Annotated in this window: 16 protein-coding genes; 11 read left to right on the top strand and 5 right to left on the bottom strand. The window is 69.5% G+C overall.

The window, feature by feature from the left end:
* The first annotated feature begins 242 nt into the window (after positions 1-242).
* The 9 genes from ctaD to GVY39_RS03365 all read left to right on the top strand — a co-directional run bounded on the left by ctaD (position 243) and on the right by GVY39_RS03365 (position 10,035).
* Complete coding sequence (ctaD, locus tag GVY39_RS03405; protein ID WP_159921241.1) at positions 243-1,985, top strand: cytochrome c oxidase subunit I; 1,743 nt, start codon at positions 243-245, stop codon at positions 1,983-1,985.
* A gap of 140 nt (positions 1,986-2,125) precedes the next feature.
* A complete protein-coding gene (serB, locus tag GVY39_RS03400) occupies positions 2,126-3,343 on the top strand; it encodes a phosphoserine phosphatase SerB (protein WP_159921243.1) in 1,218 nt (405 codons plus the stop codon).
* A 95-nt stretch (positions 3,344-3,438) separates the two neighbouring features.
* The gene (locus GVY39_RS03395) at positions 3,439-3,861 is read left to right on the top strand and encodes a protease inhibitor I42 family protein (protein ID WP_159921245.1); all 423 of its coding nucleotides are present in this window, start codon (positions 3,439-3,441) and stop codon (positions 3,859-3,861) included.
* Positions 3,861-4,670, top strand: a complete 810-nt coding sequence (locus tag GVY39_RS03390; RefSeq protein ID WP_159921247.1) for an aminoacyl-tRNA hydrolase — start codon at positions 3,861-3,863, stop codon at positions 4,668-4,670. The genes GVY39_RS03395 and GVY39_RS03390 overlap by 1 nt, the downstream gene beginning before the upstream one ends.
* Before the next feature lie 136 nt (positions 4,671-4,806).
* The gene (locus GVY39_RS03385) at positions 4,807-5,640 is read left to right on the top strand and encodes an ABC transporter ATP-binding protein (RefSeq protein WP_159921249.1); all 834 of its coding nucleotides are present in this window, start codon (positions 4,807-4,809) and stop codon (positions 5,638-5,640) included.
* 118 nt (positions 5,641-5,758) lie between these two features.
* Entirely contained in the window at positions 5,759-6,526 is a 768-nt protein-coding gene (locus tag GVY39_RS03380) for an NUDIX hydrolase (RefSeq protein WP_236565308.1), read from the top strand.
* Between the two features lie 342 nt (positions 6,527-6,868).
* On the top strand, positions 6,869-7,645 hold the full coding sequence (locus GVY39_RS03375; protein ID WP_159920400.1) for an enoyl-CoA hydratase-related protein: 777 nt from the start codon (positions 6,869-6,871) through the stop codon (positions 7,643-7,645).
* A 37-nt stretch (positions 7,646-7,682) separates the two neighbouring features.
* Positions 7,683-8,660 (top strand): class I SAM-dependent methyltransferase, encoded by a 978-nt coding sequence (locus GVY39_RS03370; protein WP_159920398.1) that lies wholly within the window; start codon positions 7,683-7,685, stop codon positions 8,658-8,660.
* A gap of 151 nt (positions 8,661-8,811) precedes the next feature.
* Entirely contained in the window at positions 8,812-10,035 is a 1,224-nt protein-coding gene (locus GVY39_RS03365) for a class I SAM-dependent methyltransferase (RefSeq protein ID WP_159920396.1), read from the top strand.
* Between the two features lie 170 nt (positions 10,036-10,205).
* Here GVY39_RS03365 and GVY39_RS03360 read toward each other — a convergent pair whose 3' ends face one another.
* Positions 10,206-10,376, bottom strand: coding sequence for a hypothetical protein (locus GVY39_RS03360; protein WP_159920394.1), 171 nt, complete (start codon positions 10,374-10,376; stop codon positions 10,206-10,208).
* Positions 10,377-10,568: 192 nt separating this feature from the next.
* Entirely contained in the window at positions 10,569-11,876 is a 1,308-nt protein-coding gene (locus GVY39_RS03355; protein ID WP_159920392.1) for a PQQ-binding-like beta-propeller repeat protein, read from the bottom strand.
* Positions 11,877-12,106: 230 nt separating this feature from the next.
* On the opposite strand from GVY39_RS03355, the gene GVY39_RS03350 reads away from it, so the two are divergent.
* Complete coding sequence (locus GVY39_RS03350) at positions 12,107-12,856, top strand: acyltransferase (RefSeq protein ID WP_159920390.1); 750 nt, start codon at positions 12,107-12,109, stop codon at positions 12,854-12,856.
* A 115-nt stretch (positions 12,857-12,971) separates the two neighbouring features.
* Positions 12,972-13,517, top strand: coding sequence for a DUF1697 domain-containing protein (locus tag GVY39_RS03345; protein ID WP_159920388.1), 546 nt, complete (start codon positions 12,972-12,974; stop codon positions 13,515-13,517).
* 10 nt (positions 13,518-13,527) lie between these two features.
* On the opposite strand, the gene GVY39_RS03340 is transcribed toward GVY39_RS03345, so the two are convergent.
* From GVY39_RS03340 to GVY39_RS03330, 3 genes are read right to left on the bottom strand one after another with little or no spacing between them, the layout of a single operon-like run.
* A complete protein-coding gene (locus tag GVY39_RS03340; protein ID WP_159920386.1) occupies positions 13,528-14,781 on the bottom strand; it encodes a glycosyltransferase family 4 protein in 1,254 nt (417 codons plus the stop codon).
* Positions 14,778-16,445, bottom strand: coding sequence for a glycoside hydrolase family 57 protein (locus GVY39_RS03335; protein WP_236565276.1), 1,668 nt, complete (start codon positions 16,443-16,445; stop codon positions 14,778-14,780). The genes GVY39_RS03340 and GVY39_RS03335 overlap by 4 nt, the downstream gene beginning before the upstream one ends.
* Positions 16,442-17,260, bottom strand: coding sequence for a bifunctional 2-polyprenyl-6-hydroxyphenol methylase/3-demethylubiquinol 3-O-methyltransferase UbiG (locus tag GVY39_RS03330; RefSeq protein WP_201295147.1), 819 nt, complete (start codon positions 17,258-17,260; stop codon positions 16,442-16,444). Before GVY39_RS03330 ends, GVY39_RS03335 begins: the two co-directional genes overlap by 4 nt.
* Between the last annotated feature and the right edge of the window lie 122 nt (positions 17,261-17,382).

The raw sequence follows: 17,382 nt of genomic DNA, 5'->3' as shown, positions 1-17,382 counted from the left end.
CTGATCGGTGCCGACCGCAGTAGGACCAGAATCGCAACCCGAGCCCCGAGGGGACCGCGAACACGCCGTGCCGCAGGTGCGGCCGAACAAATACGACAGAGAGTAGGACCCGTTCGGCTCGCTCCATCGCCACGGTTTACGATTCGAAGAGCGCAAGCGAACTGTCGTCTGTCCCGACATAGCGGATGGATGCGATCAGCGGAGCCTGCGGAGCGACCTAAAGGCACCTTTCAGGAGGATCAGTGACTGCCGTAGAGCCCCAGCCAGTCCCTCAGTTGGAAGCGACTCGGCCTTATCCGGCTCGGACCGGGCCGAAGGGCTCGTTCATCTACAAGATGGTCACCACCACGGACCCCAAGGTCCTGGGTGTCATGTACCTGACCACGTCGATGGGCTTCTTCCTCATCGGTGGCCTGATGGCGCTGCTGATGCGCGGTGAGCTCGCGCGCCCCGGCCTGCAGTTCCTGTCGACCGAGCAGTTCAACCAGCTGTTCACCATGCACGGCACGATCATGCTGCTGTTCTACGCGACCGCGATCGTGTTCGGCTTCGCCAACATCATCCTGCCGCTGCAGATCGGCGCCCCCGACGTCGCCTTCCCCCGCCTGAATGCCTTCAGCTACTGGCTGTACGCGTTCGGCGCCAGCATGGCGACCGCGGGCTTCATCACCCCGGGCGGCGCCGCGGACTTCGGCTGGACGGCGTACGTGCCGCTGACCGACATCCTGCACTCGCCCGGCGTCGGAACCGACCTGTGGATCCTGGGCCTCGCGGTGTCCGGTCTGGGCACCATCCTCGGTGGCGTGAACATGCTGACCACCGTGGTCTGCCTGCGTGCTCCCGGTATGACCATGTTCCGGATGCCGATCTTCACCTGGAACATCGCCGTCACCAGCGTCCTGGTGCTGCTGGCCTTCCCGCTGCTGACCGCCGCGCTGTTCGGCCTGGCCTACGACCGCCACCTGGGTGGCCACATCTACGACCCCGCGACCGGCGGCATCCTGCTCTACCAGCACCTGTTCTGGTTCTTCGGCCACCCCGAGGTGTACATCATCGCGCTGCCGTTCTTCGGCATCGTCTCGGAGATCTTCCCGGTCTTCTCGCGTAAGCCGATCTTCGGTTACACCACGCTGGTCTACGCCACCCTGGGTATCGCCGCGTTGTCCATCGCGGTGTGGGCGCACCACATGTACGCCACCGGCGCGGTCCTGCTGCCGTACTTCTCGTTCATGACCTTCCTCATCGCGGTCCCGACCGGTGTGAAGTTCTTCAACTGGATCGGCACGATGTGGCGCGGTCAGCTGACCTTCGAGTCGCCGATGCTGTTCTCCATCGGGTTCATCGTCACCTTCCTCTTCGGTGGCCTGTCCGGCGTCATCCTGGCCAGCCCGCCGCTGGACTTCCACGTCACCGACTCGTACTTCGTCGTGGCGCACTTCCACTACGTGCTCTTCGGCACCATCGTGTTCGCCACCTACGCGGGCATCTACTTCTGGTTCCCGAAGATGACCGGACGCATGCTGGACGAGCGCCTGGCCAAGTGGCACTTCTGGACGACGTTCATCGGCTTCCACACCACCTTCCTCGTCCAGCACTGGCTGGGCGCCGAGGGCATGCCGCGCCGCTACGCCGACTACCTGCCCAGCGACGGCTTCACCACGCTGAACACGATCTCCACGATCGGCGCCTTCGTGCTCGGCGCGTCGATGCTGCCGTTCCTGTGGAACGTCTTCAAGAGCTACCGCTACGGCGAGGTGGTCACCGTGGACGACCCGTGGGGCTACGGCAACTCGCTGGAGTGGGCCACCACCTGCCCGCCGCCGCGGCACAACTTCTACGAGCTGCCGCGCATCCGCTCCGAGCGTCCCGCCTTCGAGCTGCACTACCCGCACATGATCGAGCGCATGCGCGCCGAGGCCCACGTGGGCTGGGGTGCGGGCAAGCACGCCACCGAGGTCCACGAGACGGCCGCGTTGACGAAGTAGGCGAAAGATACCGCCATGAGTGTGCACCTGCTGGTGACAGCGGGTGCACACTCTTTTGTGGAGAGCAGTACGCACCGTTGGCGTCACGACAACGATGTCCACCGACAGCGACGGCGAACACCGAGTTTGGAGCGCATCAGTTGGCCGACACCACCGTTCTCGTCACCGTCACCGGGCCGGACCGCCCCGGTGTGACGTCCGTGCTGCTCGCGGCGATGTCCCGGCACCGGGTGAGTCTGCTGGACGTGGAGCAGGTCGTGATCCGGGGGAGGCTGACCCTGGGTGTCCTGGTCATCTGCCCGACCGACGCCGAGGCGTTGCAGGACGAGCTCGAAGAGGCCATGAACACCGTCGGCATGCACGTCGACGTGGAAGTGGACGCGGCGATCGGCAGGCAGCCGATGTCCACCCACGCGGTGGTCATCCTCGGTAGCCCGGTGACCGCGCGCGCGTTCAGCGCGGTGTCGCGGCAACTGGCCGCCCTCGGCGCCAATATCGACTCCATTCGCGGCATCGCCGATTACCCGGTGACCGGCATGGAGCTGATGGTCACCGCCATCGACTCCGGCCCGGACACTGATTCGCGGCTGCGCACGGCACTGGCCGAGGTCGCGGTGGCCGAGCAGGTGGACGTCGCGGTGGAGCGGGCCGGTCTGGCCCGCCGCGGCAAGCGGCTGATCGTGTTCGACGTCGACTCGACCCTGATCCAGGGCGAGGTTATCGAGATGCTCGCCGCACACGCGGGTGTGGAGGACGAGGTCCGCAAGGTGACCGAGGCCGCCATGCGCGGAGAGATCGACTTCGCCGAATCGCTGCGGCAGCGGGTCGCGACGCTGGCCGGATTGGACGAGTCGGTGATCGAGGAGGTGGCCGACCGGATCGCGTTGACCCCCGGCGCGCGCACCACCATCCGCACGCTGCGCCGGATCGGTTTCCGCTGCGGCGTGGTGTCCGGCGGTTTCCGTCAGGTGATCGAACCGCTGGCGCACGAGCTGGAGTTGGACTTCGTGCAGGCGAACACGCTGGAGGTCGTGGACGGCAAGCTGACGGGCCGGGTCGTCGGCGAGATCGTCGACCGCGCGGCCAAGGCGACCGCGCTGCGCAAGTTCGCGGCCGAGGCCGGGGTGCCGATGGAACAGACCGTCGCGGTGGGCGACGGCGCCAACGACATCGACATGCTCAACGCCGCCGGGCTGGGCGTCGCCTTCAACGCCAAACCCGCGCTGCGCGAGGTCGCCGACGCCGCGCTCTCGCACCCGTACCTGGACGCCGTCCTGTTCATTCTCGGAGTCACCCGGCACGAAGTGGAAGCCGCCGACGCCAGGGACGGTTTGCTGCGTCGCGTCCCGCTGGGGTGAGCGGTCCGGACCCACACCCCGGACAGCGCGCCGGTGTGCGCAGCCGCCGATCGGTAGGCTCACTGCGGGTTGATCATTCGGCGATCGGAGGAAGGGTGCGGAAGTCCCTGCTTGTGCTGCTGATCGGATCGGCGGTGGCGGGGTGCGGCAACGGCTCGTCGGAGACGACCACCGCCGAGGTCGCGAATGCCGTTGTGCGCGTAGGTGAGGCCGACAACGCGCAGCAGCGGCGGCTGTCGGCCGGACAGCGGCTCGTGGTCGCCCTGCCTGCCAACCCGTCGACCGGATACTCCTGGAGCGTCGCGGCACTCGACTCGTCGGTGGTGAAACCGGACGGCGAGGCCGATTTCGAACCGGATGCGGCCGCGCCGGTCGCGCCGGGCGCCGGCGGCACGGCCGTGTGGAGCTTCGTAGGCGTCGGGACGGGTGCGACCACATTGAAGATGGAGTACACGCGTCCGTGGGACCAGGGTTTGGAGCCGGCCCGGACGTTCTCGTTGACGATCGAGGTGCGGTGATGACGAGCATGCCGGACTGCGGCGCCGAGCCATCCGCGGCGGCAGCCACATCGGACGTCACCACAACGACATCGGATATCGCGGCATTCGACGCCCGGCATGCGGAACTGGCCCGCGGCTACTACGGGGCGGCCGACCCGGACGACCCCGCCATGGTGCAGGCGATGCAGATGGTCCTGCACTTGCCCAAAGCCGATCCGCCCCCGCGCAGCGCCCTGCTGGCCGCGGCGGCGGCCGCCGCGGTGGCGCTGTGCCTGGACGAGCGGGTCGGGCCGTGTGGCGAATGGGAAGAGCCGTATCTGGCGTGGAAGCGATCCCGCATCCGCAAGGTGGCTCGTCGCGCGCGGGGCGCCCAGTGGCAGGCGACCTGCGCGGTGGACGGCGTCACCGTCGAGATCGACGGTGCGCGGGCGCGGGCGCTGGTCCCGGGGCCGGTGGGCCGGGTCGATCCACGGATCAAGCGTCTGCAGATCGGCGGCACCGATCTCGAGCACGACGAGCCCGGGCCGCCCGATCCGAGCCTGCCCGTCCTGTGGGTGAACACCGGGCTCGGGATGACACTGGGCAAGGCGGCCGCCCAGGTGGGCCACGCGAGCATGCTGCTGGCGGGCGCGCTGCCGGTCGAGCACGCGCGGCGCTGGGCCGAACTCGGCTTCCGCTGCGCGGTGCGCGAGGCCGACGCGGGACGCTGGGCCGCGCTGGTCGAGCAGGTGGCCGAGGGCGGCGCGGTCGCCGTGCGCGACGCGGGCTACACCGAGGTTGCGCCGGGCTCCATGACGGTGATCGCCGTCCCCGCCCGATCCTGGTGAACATCGCGCGGTGACGTCGCGGGCGTGTCGGACGCTCGGGCGATACGGCCCTGATGGCTGCGATCGGGCACGGATTCCAGCCACGGCTCGGCTTTCCCCTCCCCGCGTTGGCAAGTGCCCCCTCAGGTGGGCCAAGATGGAGCCCGTGCCGCAACCGGATCCCGATCTGCTCATCGATTTCACCGACGTGACCGTCCGCCGCTCGGGGCATACCCTCGTCGGTCCGGTCACCTGGCAGGTCGAGCTCGACGAACGCTGGGTGGTCCTCGGCCCCAACGGCGCGGGCAAGACCTCGCTGCTGCGAATGGCCGCCGCCGAGATGCACCCGACCGCGGGCGTCGCCCATCTGCTCGGCGAGCGGATCGGGAAAGTGGACGTCAGCGAGTTGCGTCCGCGCATCGGCCTGTCCTCGGCCGCGGTGGCCAGCCGGGTCCCGATCGATGAGAAGGTCAGCGATCTGGTGGTGTCCGCCGGTTACGCGGTGCTCGGCCGCTGGCGCGAGCGCTACGACGACATGGACACCGATCGCGCCATCGACATGCTGGAAAGTCTCGGCGCCGAGCACCTGTCGGACCGCACCTACGGAACGCTGTCGGAGGGCGAGCGCAAACGGGTGCTCATCGCCCGCGCCCTGATGACCGATCCCGAGCTGTTGTTGCTCGACGAACCGGCCGCGGGCCTGGATCTGGGCGGCCGGGAGGAACTGGTCGAGCGGCTCGGCGATCTGGCCGCGGACCCGGACTCGCCCGCGATCGTGCTGGTCACCCATCACGTCGAGGAGATCCCGCCCGGATTCACCCACGGCCTGCTGCTCAACGAAGGCTCAGTGGTCGCGCAGGGCTTGCTCTCCGACGTGCTCACCGCGGAGAACCTCAGCGACGCCTTCCGGCAATCGATCGCGCTGGATCGAGTCGACGGCCGCTACTTCGCGCGGCGTGCGCGGCGCGCGGGCAGGCACCGCACCCGCTGACCGGCAACGGCCGTGTCGTCGCTCACCAAGCGCGCGTTAGGGTGCAGACGTGAGTGAGACAGAAGCGCAGGCAGACTCTCAGCAACAGGCGCCGCCGCTGAAGGACGCGTCAACGGTGATGCTCGTGCGCGACGGCGTCGACGGGCCCGAGATCTTCCTGCAGCGCCGGGTCGGCGCCATGGCGTTCGCCGCGGGCATGACCGTGTTCCCTGGTGGCGGCGTCGACCCGTCCGACGCGACCGCGAACATCGCCTGGGCCGGACCGGAGCCCGCCTGGTGGGCCGAGCGATTCGCCACCACCGAGCCGAGGGCCAAGGCGCTGGTCTGCGCGGCGGTGCGGGAGACGTTCGAGGAGTGCGGTGTGCTGCTGGCCGGCCCGACCGCCGACAGCGTCGTCTCCGACACCGCCGGGTACCGGGACGCGCGCGGCAGGCTCGAGCGCAGGGAACTGTCGCTGGCGTCGTTCCTCGCCGAGGAGAGGCTCGTGCTGCGCGCCGACCTGCTGCGGCCGTGGGCGAATTGGATCACCCCGGTCATCGAGCCGCGCCGCTACGACACCCGGTTCTTCGTCGCGGTGCTGCCGCAAGGACAGCGGGCCGACGGCGCCACGTCCGAGGCGGCGGAGGTGCGCTGGAGCACCCCGGCGGCGGCGCTGGACCGATGGCGTTCGGGCGCCGACGTGCTGCTGCCGCCGACCTGGTCGCAGCTGGTCGCGCTGGGTGCGTTCCGCTCCACCGCCGACATCCTGGCCGCGCAGCGGGCCATCGATCCGATCCTGCCCGTACTGGCCGATCTGGACGGCAAGCGGAGGCTGTCGTTCCCGGACAACCAGCGCTACTTCGCCGATCTTCCGGATGCTCGACGGCTGAAGGGGTCCGCGCGCTGACCGCCCACGCTGTGTCTGTTGGTCGGCGTGGGCGGGGTCCTGCGTGGTTACGCTGCGCTACCTCCTCCGGTCCTGACCGCCCACGCTGTGTCTGTTGGTCGGCGTGGGCGGGGTCCTGCGTGGTTACGCTGCGCTACCTCCTCCGGTCCTGACCGCCCACGCTGTGTCTGTTGGTCGGCGTGGGCGGGGTCCTGCGTGGTTACGCTGCGCTACCTCCTCCGGACCTGACCGCCCACGCTGTGTCTGTTGGTCGGCGTGGGCGGGGTCCTGCGTGGTTACGCTGCGCTACCTCCTCCGGACCTGACCGCCCACGCCGGTGAGCACGCGGTAGCGTGACCTCTCATGGCCGAATTCGTGACCCTGGATCTGCCCGAGGGTGATGCCGCGCGCCGCGTGGCCGTCCTCCGGATCGATCGCCCGCCGCTGAATCTGCTGAATCTGCAGCTGGTGCGCGAGCTGGCCGAGGCGGCCGACGCCGTCGCCGCGGACCCGGGCGTCGCCGCGGTGGTCGTGTACGGCGACGAACGAGTGTTCTCGGCGGGTGACGACGTGGCCGAACTGAGCGGGCTGGGCAGTGACGAGGCCACCGCCATGGCGGCCGATCTCCAGCGGGCCCTGGGCTGCCTGGCCAGGATCCCGCAGCCCACTGTCGCGGCGATCAGCGGTTACTGCCTCGGCGGCGGGCTGGAACTGGCGCTGGGCGCGGATCGCCGCGTCATCGGTGACAACGTGAAGCTGGGTCTGCCGCAGATCAAAACCGGCCTGATCCCGCTCGCGGGCATCCGGCGCCTGGCGCTGCTGATCGGGCCGGGCCCGGCCAAGGACCTCGTCTACACCGGCCGTTTCGTCGAGCCGGAGGAGGCGAAGGCTCTCGGCCTGGTGGACGAGGTCGTCGCGCCGGACGACGTGTACACCGCCGCGATGGGTTGGGCGCGCCAGTTCGCCGATGGTCCCGCCCGCGCGCTGGCCGCCACCAAAGCGGTCTTCGAAGCCGGTCCGCACGGTCTGGATCGCGCCCGTGACGAGTGGTCGGTCCTGTTCACCACGGAAGATCGCCTGATAGGAACAGGTTCCTATTTGGCCGACGGTCCGGGGTCGGCGCAATTCGTGGGGCGATAGCAGGCGTCAACTGGGGATTTGGGTAGGCTTGCCGACCATGACGGTACGTCCCGACGACCCCGCGCCGAACCCGCACGCCACCGAGGCAGAGGTCGAAGCAGCGCTCAAGGATACGAAGCTGGCCCAGGTTCTCTACCACGACTGGGAAGCCGAGACCTATGACGACAAATGGTCCATTTCCTATGACGAGCGCTGTATCGAATACGCGCGCGGCCGGTTCGACGCGGCCGTCGGTCCCGCCCCGCTGCCCTACGACAAGGCGCTCGAACTGGGTTGCGGTACCGGCTTCTTCCTGCTGAACCTGATGCAGGCGGGCGTGGCGAAGTCCGGCTCGGTCACCGACCTGTCGCCGGGCATGGTGAAGGTCGCGCTGCGCAACGCGCAGAACCTCGGGTTGGACGTGGACGGCCGGGTCGCCGACGCCGAGACCATCCCTTACGAGGACGACACCTTCGATCTGGTGGTCGGTCACGCGGTGCTGCACCACATCCCGGACGTCGAATTGGCGCTCAAGGAGTGCCTGCGCGTGCTGAAGCCGGGCGGGCGCTTCGTGTTCGCCGGTGAGCCGACCACGGTCGGCAACTTCTACGCGCGCTGGTTGGGCCGGATCACCTGGAAGGCCACCACCACGGTCACCAAGCTGCCGATGCTCAGCGACTGGCGGCGCCCGCAGGAGGAGCTGGACGAGTCCTCGCGCGCCGCGGCCCTGGAAGCGGTCGTCGACCTGCACACCTTCGACCCGCGCGCCCTGGAGGCGATGGCCCGCTCGGCGGGCGCTGTCGAGGTGGCCGCCAAGACCGAGGAATTCGCGGCCGCGCTGTGGGGCTGGCCGGTGCGCACCTTCGAGGCGGCCGTGCCCGCCGAGAAGCTCACCTGGCGCTACCGGATGGCGATGTACCGCGCCTGGCTGGGGCTGAGTTGGGTGGACGAGAACGTCATGCGCCGCGTGGTTCCGCGTCAGTTCTTCTACAACGCCATGATCACCGGCGTGAAGCCGAGCTCCGCCGGAAAGTAGTGGGCCGCGTCACCCTTCGCGACCATGTCGCTCCCCACGATGGCACGGTCGGTGCAGTCGAGGGGTGCGAGCCCCTGGTCGCATTCCCGCGCCGGGCTCCCGAGGCGGCACGCCGCGACAGCGGTGGGACGGACGTCCTGGGGGATCGGTAGTGGGCTATCGCTTCTCCCACGAGGATGTCCGGTACCTGGGTAGCGCGGCAGGCAATGCCGCGCTGACCGAGGTGGCCCTGCTGGAGCTGACCCCGGCGACGCACTTGCGCGATCTCGAACAGGTGCGCCGCACGCACGGCGACCGAACGGCGGCCCTGATCGAGACCGTGCGCTTGCGGCGCAGGGCAGGCGCGAAGCTCCTCGATGCCGCGCAGTGGCTCTTCACCGACGACGCGCTGCAACAGGCCACCCCGACGCTCGTCGCGCGGCAGCGTGCCGCCCGGCTGGCCGGACGGACGGTGCACGACGTCACCTGCTCGATCGGAGCCGAACTCGTCGAGCTGGCCCGGGTGTGCCCGGCGGTGCTCGGCAGCGATCTGGACGAAGTGCGGCTGGCTTTCGCCGCGCACAATCTGGGGCCGCACTGGCACGAGGCGGCGGAGCCGGGTCCGCTCGCGTCCGCCGGGGGACCTGCGGAGCGAACCCGAAACGTGATGCTGGTCCGCGCGGATGCGCTGTGTCCGAGCAGTCGCGACACCGTGATCATCGCCGACCCCGCCCGGCGCGCCGACGGCAGGCGCACCCATGACCCGGCCGCGCTGAGCCCGCCGCTGCCGGACCTGCTCGCTGCCTACGCGGGTCGCGATCTGGCCGTGAAGTGCGCGCCCGGTCTCGATTTCGACCGGCTCGGCTGGTCGGGTGAGGTGGAGGTGGTCTCGCTCGACGGCTCGGTGCGTGAGGCATGCCTGTGGTCCGCGGGACTCACCGAGTCCGGCGTCACCCGTCGCGCGACGGTGCTCTCCGCCAAGGGAGCCGCGTGGACCATCACCGACGCCGAGCCCGACGACATCGATGAGCGCGCGCCGGGGCAGTGGATCATCGATCCGGACGGTGCGATCGTGCGCGCCGGGCTCGTCCGTCATTACGCCTCGAAATACGGCCTGTGGCAACTGGATCCACGCATCGCCTATCTCACCGGCGACACCGTTCCCGAGGGTGTACGTGGTTTCCGCATCCTCGATCGCATGGATTTTCGCGAGAAAATCCTGCGCGCCGAACTGCATCGCCGCGATTGCGGGCCTCTCGAAATTCTCGTCCGGGGCGTCGATGTGGATCCTGACGCGCTGCGTTCGCGACTCAAACTCCACGGCACCCGGCCGCATACGCTGGTTATCACTCGCATCGGCCGCGCCGCGACGGTCTTCCTCTGTTCCACCCCGTGATCATCGGATGTCTGCTCGAATCGCTTCTACGCGGGAAGGGCGGCGACGACGAGTCTCGCAGCGGCCGCCCATCGCTGGTCGGTCGGATTCGTCAGCCGCGCTATGGTCGCCTCGGTCACCGAACCCTGTTGTGGCCGCGCCACTTCGATGGATGCGCTGAAGGACAGTACTCAGCCGGCTGTGAGGTGGTAGGTGCAGCTTCGACCATAGGAACCGTCGTGGCGTTCGGTGCTGGTGTCTCGCCCGTCGCCGAGGCTCACATCCGCGAGGGCGCTGATTTCCCCACCGCTGAGCACGCATTCGTCGTCGACGGCGTGTTCGGCGAACGGCTCGCCGGTCACCTTCGCCGGTGTGGTCGCGGCCGGGCTTCGCGGCACTGCCACCGGCTGCCCGTCGACCGTGTCAGCGCACGCGGCGGTAGACGTGAGTAGAGCGATCGCGACTATCGTCGCCTTACCGAGCCGCGGGAGAATTCCGGCCCCTGGCCATAGTTCCCCCCGCTCGAACCGGAACACGACAAGTTCGAGGTGACTCTACTCCGGTTCGAACGCGAAGATCTCGCCGATCCGGGTGGCGACCACGACCTCGCCCTTCGCGCCCACCGACGTGCCCGTGACGGTCCCCTTCGCGCCCGGCAGGACGTCGGAGTCGATGGTGGCTCCGGTCTGCGTGTCGAAGGTGACGAGATTCAGGCCGTCTCCGATCGCCGCGGCGGCGTATCCGGTGTCGCCCGCTGTCTGCGCCGCAGGCCCGCGCAGCGCGAGATCTTTTCGCTCCCAAACAGTTTCAACCGCGTCGCCGTTGTCCCGCAGCCCGAGCAGGTAGCCGTCGTCGCCGGACGGGATGATCAGGCCGTCGCCGGATACCGAGATGCCGCCGCGCGGCGCCCACTCCAACTGGTGGACCCACTTGGTCCGCCCGTCGACGGTATCGAGGGCGATCAGCCGATTGCTGTTGTCGCCGACGTAGAGGGTGCCGCCGTCGGCGGACAGGGCCGGGCTGGTCGCGCTGCCGCGCTGCAGCAGTTCGGCGCTCCACTCCCGCTCGACCTTGCCATCGGCATAGCGCAGCGCGACCACCGCCCCGGACGGCCGACCCGGCTGCCACAACGTCACATAGAAACGGCCGCTCGCGGTGTCGATCGGGGAGATGTTCGCGACGGGGCACTGCGGCCCTCCGGCGGCGCAGTCGTCCAGTCCCTGACCTGCGGCAGGCCAGCCGAGGTTGGCGTGGGCGAGGAAGTCCGGCTCGCCGAGCAGTTGCACGGTCGGCACCATTCGATCGCCGGTCTGCCGCGACAGCACGTCGACCTGGCCGGATTGCGTGACCGTCAGCAGCTTTCCGTCACCGGTGAACTGCACCGAGACCGGCGTTCCGGCAACGGGCGTGGCCCATCGCGGCTGCCCCAGGTAGTTGAACGAGATCACCCTGCTGTCGTCGCCGACGTAGACGTTGGTCATCCCGTCGACCGCGGACGGCGCCGAGATCGCGCTCGAGCCCAAGGCATTGCAGAACCGCTTGCGACCGGTGGCCATCTGGAAGGAGAAGATCGAACAGTTCGGCAGTTGCGTGGTGACGAACAGCTGACTGTCGGGCCCCAGCGTGATCGGCTGGGCGATCGGCCCGCCGACCGGCCGCGACCAGCTCAGCTCGATCTTTTGCGATCCGGTGACCGGACTGGTGCCGCTGTTGCGGCCGTCGTGGTAGGCGGCGGTCCAGCCCTTGCCGGAGCCGACGGTGATGTCGTCGTAATCGGTGCCGCAACCGGTCGATGCCAGCGCACCGACCGTAACCAGCACGGCCAGCACGACCGGGGCACGTTTCCGGGACGGTCGCCACATGGAAGTAGCCAGTACGCCGCCGCTTCGCACCTGCCGCACTCCTGTCGTCGTTGGCGTTCGCCGTCGCCGTCTCCGGCGCACGAGTCACTGTACGGGAGGCCCGTGCGCGGGTGAACGCGTCCCGGCGTTGTCGTCGCGGGTGCTCGTCACGGTGCTCGTCGTGGGCGATAGGCTCTATCCGTCGCCGCGAGGCGGGCGACGGCCGTAGGACCACGACAGGAGAACCGTTCGTGACGAGCATGTGGGGCGCACCGTTGCGCTCGCGCTGGCGGGGATCGCGCCGCCGGGATCCGCAGCAGGCGCGTTTTCTGACGCTGGCGTCGCTGCGCTGGGTGCTCGCGAATCGGGCGTACACGCCCTGGTATCTGGTGCGCTACTACCGGCTGCTCAAATTCCGCCTGGCCAACCCGCACATCGTGCTGCGCGGCATGGTGTTCCTCGGCCGCCGCGTGGAGATCCATGCGACGCCGGAGCTGAGCCGCATGGAGATCGGCCGCTGGGTGCACATCGGCGACGGCAACGCGATCCGCTGCCACGAGGGTTCGCTGCGCATCGGCGACAAGGTGGTGTTCGGCAAGGACAACGTCGTCAACACCTACCTCGACATCGAGATCGGGGACTCGACCCTGGTGGCCGACTGGTGCTACATCTGCGACTTCGACCACAAGATGGACGACATCACCGTGCCGATCAAGGACCAGGGCATCGTGAAGAGCCCGGTCCGCATCGGTCCCGACACCTGGATCGCCGCCAAGGTGACCGTGCTGCGCGAGACCCGCGTCGGCCGCGGCTGCGTACTCGGCGCGCACGCCGTGGTCAAAGGCGAGATCCCGGACTACAGCATCGCCGTCGGCGCACCGGCCAAGGTGGTCAAGAACCGCAAGGCGGCCTGGGAGGCGGGCGCTGAAGAGCGCGCCAAGTACTTCGCCGCGCTGGAGGACATCGCGCGCAAGAAGAACGGCGCCACACAGACCGCCTGACGGCGAAACAGCCGGATGAGTCGCGCAGCGAGGTGACTCACCCTGGCATCCGAGCCGGTGGGACCTGCTCGGTGAAGCCCTGGATTCGTCGGTGCGGACGAGTAGGTTCGGCGCTATGACTGCCTATGCCGCCCTGCTGCGGGGGATCACGCCGAGCAACCCGAACATGAGCAACGCGAAGTTGCGGGCGGTATTCGAGGCGCTCGGATTCGAGGGAGTCGGTTCGGTGCTGGCCAGCGGCAACATCGTGTTCCGCAGCGCGGAGACCGACGTGCCCGCGTTGGAGGAGCGTATCCAGCAGGCGCTGACCGCCGAACTCGGGATCGGCGGCGGCACGATCATCCGCAGCCACGACGAACTGCGCGCGCTGCTGGACAGCGACCCGTTCCCCGGCCTGACCCACGGGCGCGGCACCTATCTGATCGCCACATTCCTCAAGGACACGGCCGAGCATCCGGCGACACTGCCCGAGCAACCCGATCCGCTCACCAGGATCGTCGCCTACGACAAGGCAGCGCGCGCCTTCCTCGCGGTCATCGACAACAGCGAGCCGGGCAAGACGCCGGACTTCATGGCCTGGCTGGACAAGACGTACGGCAAGGACATCACCACCCGCACCTGGCTCACCGTCGAGCGCATCGTCAAGAAGCTCGCGGCCTGACCGGGCGGCCCTACTTCGGATCGCGTTCCGGCAGCGGACGTTCCACGATGGTCGGCCGGCCGAGCGGATTGCGCACCCGCCGCTTGGCCGAGTGGTACACCTGGGCGGTTTCCGCGGCAACCACGTCCCACGCGAAATCGGCGGTGAGCCGTTCGCGGGCGGCGTAGGCCCGCTGCTGCGCGGCGGCCGGGTCGTCGAGGGTGGCGCGGACCGCCTCGACCAATCCGTCGACGTCCGCGGGCGCGAACGAGGCGCCGGTGACGCCGTCGATCACGGCCTCGCCCAGGCCGCCCGCCGTCGAGGTGATCAGCGGGGTGCCCGCCGCGGCCGCCTCGAGCGCGACGATGCCGAAGGGTTCGTACCGGCTGGGCAGCACGATCGCGTCGGCGCCGTGCAGCCAGCCGAGCAGTTCGGCGTGGTCGAGCTGACCGGCGAAGGTCACCGCGCGGGCGACGCGGTGCACGCGGGCGCGCTCCCGCAACCACTCGAACTGGGTGCCGACGCCCGCGACGGTCAGGGTGGTGCCGGGGTGGGCGCGGCGGATGCGCGGCAGCGCGGCGATCGCGTCCTGCACGCCCTTCTCGTACTCGAGCCTGCCCACGTACAGCAGCCGGGGCGGACCGCTGCGCGGCGAGCGCGGACGAAACGTCCACGCGCTCACGTCGATTCCGTTGCGGATCACCGTCATCGGGATCCGCTCCGGACCGTAGAGCCGCTCGACCTCGTCCTGCATGGACGCCGAGCAGGTGATCAGCGCGTCGGATTCGTTGGCGAGCCACCACTCCACCGAGTGCACCTGCTTGTTGACCTTGCCCGCGACCCAACCGCTGTGCCGCCCCGCCTCGGTGGCATGGATGGTCGACACCAGCGGCACGTCGTAGTACTCGGCCAGGGCGATGCCGGGGTGGGCGACCAGCCAGTCGTGCGCGTGCACGACGTCGGGCGTCCAGCCGTCGCCGATGCCCGGCTTGCCGAGCGCGACGCCCGCGCGCACCATGGCGTGGCCCATGGCCAGCGTCCAGGCGAGCATGTCCTCGCCGAAGTCGAACACCGGCGGGTCCTCCGCGACCGCCACCACCAGCACGCCGTCGGCGATGTAGGAGTGCGTGGGATGGGTCGCGGCGTCGGTGCCGGAGGGACGTCGCGACAGGACGACCACCTCGTGGCCCGCCGCGGCCAGCTCGACGGCGAGGTGATGCACGTGCCTGCCGAGCCCACCCACCACGACCGGCGGGTACTCCCACGACACCATCAAAATCTTCATGCAAGTCCTTCTGCGGCCGAGCCCGGGTCCGCCGGGTCCGGTCCGTGGTCCGCGGTGGCGGGGCCCGATCCTGGCGCGGCGGCGGATACTGCCCCGGTGACGCTGGGTACGGACCCCGCGGAGATGAGTCGTCGCGCGTCCACGCCGGGGAAGAGTCCGTCAGCTGCCCCCCATCCTGCCGCCAACTGCCGTGCTTTCGCGAGTTGGCCCGCCCCGACGGCCGTGGCGATTTCCCGGACCGCGTGGGCGTGGCGGTGTGCGCGGTCGCGCGCGTAACCCGCCGCGGAGTCCTTGCTGACCATGAACGCCCAGTCGCTGGAGACGGTCAGGATCGCCTCACGCAGCAGCTGGTCGGCCACGTGGTCGCGCAACCCGGGCGCGCCGCCCTGCGCGGCGCGCATCTTGTCGACGGTGTCCAGGGTCAACCGGACGATGTCGTCGTTGAGCTCGACCAGGTCGCTCACCTGCTCGCCCGCCCACACCCGCCAGTCCTTGCCCGAGCCCCAGGAGGAGTCGGCCAGCGGCACCGGTTCGCCCAGGTAGCCGCGTGTCCGCGCGTCGGCGAGGGTGCCCACGGTGACGCCCGCCTCTGGCAGCGCGCGCAGCACCTGTGCCAGCCATTGCGGGCCTTCGTGCCACCAGTGGCCGAACAGTTCGGTGTCGAACGCCGCGACGACCAAGGCGGGCCGCCCGATCCGCTCGGACTCGGAGACCAACCGCTCCCGCACGGTGCGCACGAAGTCCTCCACGTCCCGGGCGACGGCCGCCGCGGCCAGTTCCGGATCGTAGGGAGCTTTGTCGGGACCTGCGACGGTCTTGCCGGTGACCCGGGCGGGTTTGAGACCCGTCGCGTGGTCGTAGTGATGAAAGTCACGGTAGGCGCCGTGGCCCGGATAACCGGATTTCGGTGACCAGACCCGGTAACTCACCTGCAGATCCCGGCCGAACGCGACCACATCGGAATCCCGCACCGAGCGGCCGAGCGTCGTGTCACCGCGCAGGGCTGGTCCGTCGACCATGAAATGCGTCACACCCGCGGCGGCGTAGCCGGCCTCCATGCCGGGGGTGTATCCGCACTCCGGCGCCCAGATGCCGGTCGGCGTGCGACCCCAGCGGTGCCGCGCGTCGGCCAGGCCCTCGGTGAGCTGGAATTGCCGCAGTCGCGGATCCAGTAGCGGCTGGAACGGATGGGCCAGCGGCCCGCCGAGCAGTTCGATGGTCTCCGCGTCGATGAGCGCCCGCCATACCGGCGCGGCGCCGTGCCGCCAGTGCCGCTCGAATTCGGCCAAGGCTGCTGCGGCGAGCCGGTGTTCGTGCCTGCCCAGCGCGACATTGCCCGCCATGGCCGCTTCGTCGGCGCGCAGCTGCCAGTTCCCCAGCCAGTGGTGCATACCCGCCAGGCAGTGCGGGTCGTCCAGCTGAGCCGCGAGCACCGGAGTGATGCCGAGACTGAGCAGATGCGAACGCCCTTCGGCGGCAAGGGTTCGCAAGACCTCGACGACGGGCAGGTAGGATGCGGCCCAGGACTGGTAGAGCCATTCCTCGCCGACCGGCCAGCGGCCGTGATGGGCCAGCCAGGGCAGGTGGGAGTGCAGGACCAAGGTGAACTGGCCCGGCACGGGGCTTGCCGCGTGCCCGCCGGGCACGGTACCGCGATCGGTCAAGGCTTCACCGCGATGGCGACCAGATCCAAGCTCGCGTCGATGTCCGCGACGACCAGCGCGAAGTCGTCGATCGTGACGGCGGCGACGTCCGCGGTCAGTTCGGCGGGCCAGGGTTCTCCGGCCAGCGCTCGCTCGATCTGCGCGTCGATGAACGATCCACCGTGCTTGGCGTCCAACGCTTTCAAGCCGGGCCCGTGGTGCACGCCGACCATCTGCGCGATTTCGAAACCGGCGTCGATCAGCAGTTCGGTCAGCTCGGCCGCGTTCAGTTCCCTGGTGTGGAAGGGGTTGAGCGGTGTGTCGCGACCGGGGGAGAAGGTGATCCGGTTGGGTGTGCTGATCAGCAGTTCGCCGCCGGGCCGCAGCACGCGAAGGCACTCCCGCAGGAACTGCGACTGGTCCCACAGGTGCTCGATCACCTGGAAGTTCACCACGACGTCGACCGAGGCGTCCTCCAGTGGCAGCTCGGCGAGGTTGCCCTGGATCATCTCCACGCGCGGGTAGCGCGCGCGCACGTGCTCGACGGCGCTGGTGTCGTAGTCGACACCGATCACCTTGGTGGCCACGCCTGCGATCATGTCGGCGCCGTAGCCCTCTCCGGAGCCGGCCTCCAGCACGGTCTTTCCGGCGCAGCGGTCCAGCAGGCGGGCGTAGGCGATCTCGTGCCTGCGGAACCAGTAGTTCTCCTCGGCGATGCCGGGAACGGTGCGCTCGCCGGTCAGCGGCAGCGGTTCCGCGGTGCCCACGGTCGTCTCGGGGTCCGCGGTGATGCCGGTCGGGTCGCCCACTGCGGCAGGGATCACAGCCTCGCTCATCACTCCGACGTTACTGGCACCGCCTCCGCACGGAACACCCCACCCGGTCGGCCCCGATGTGCGGCTTCGCGGGGCCGGGACGGGCCCGCCGAATCGGCGGACTGTAACGCGTGGTACCCAGT

This window comes from Nocardia sp. CY15, assembly GCF_009829295.1.
GTDB classification, from domain to species: domain Bacteria; phylum Actinomycetota; class Actinomycetes; order Mycobacteriales; family Mycobacteriaceae; genus Nocardia; species Nocardia sputi.
This window is presented reverse-complemented; position numbering and strand designations above follow the sequence as displayed.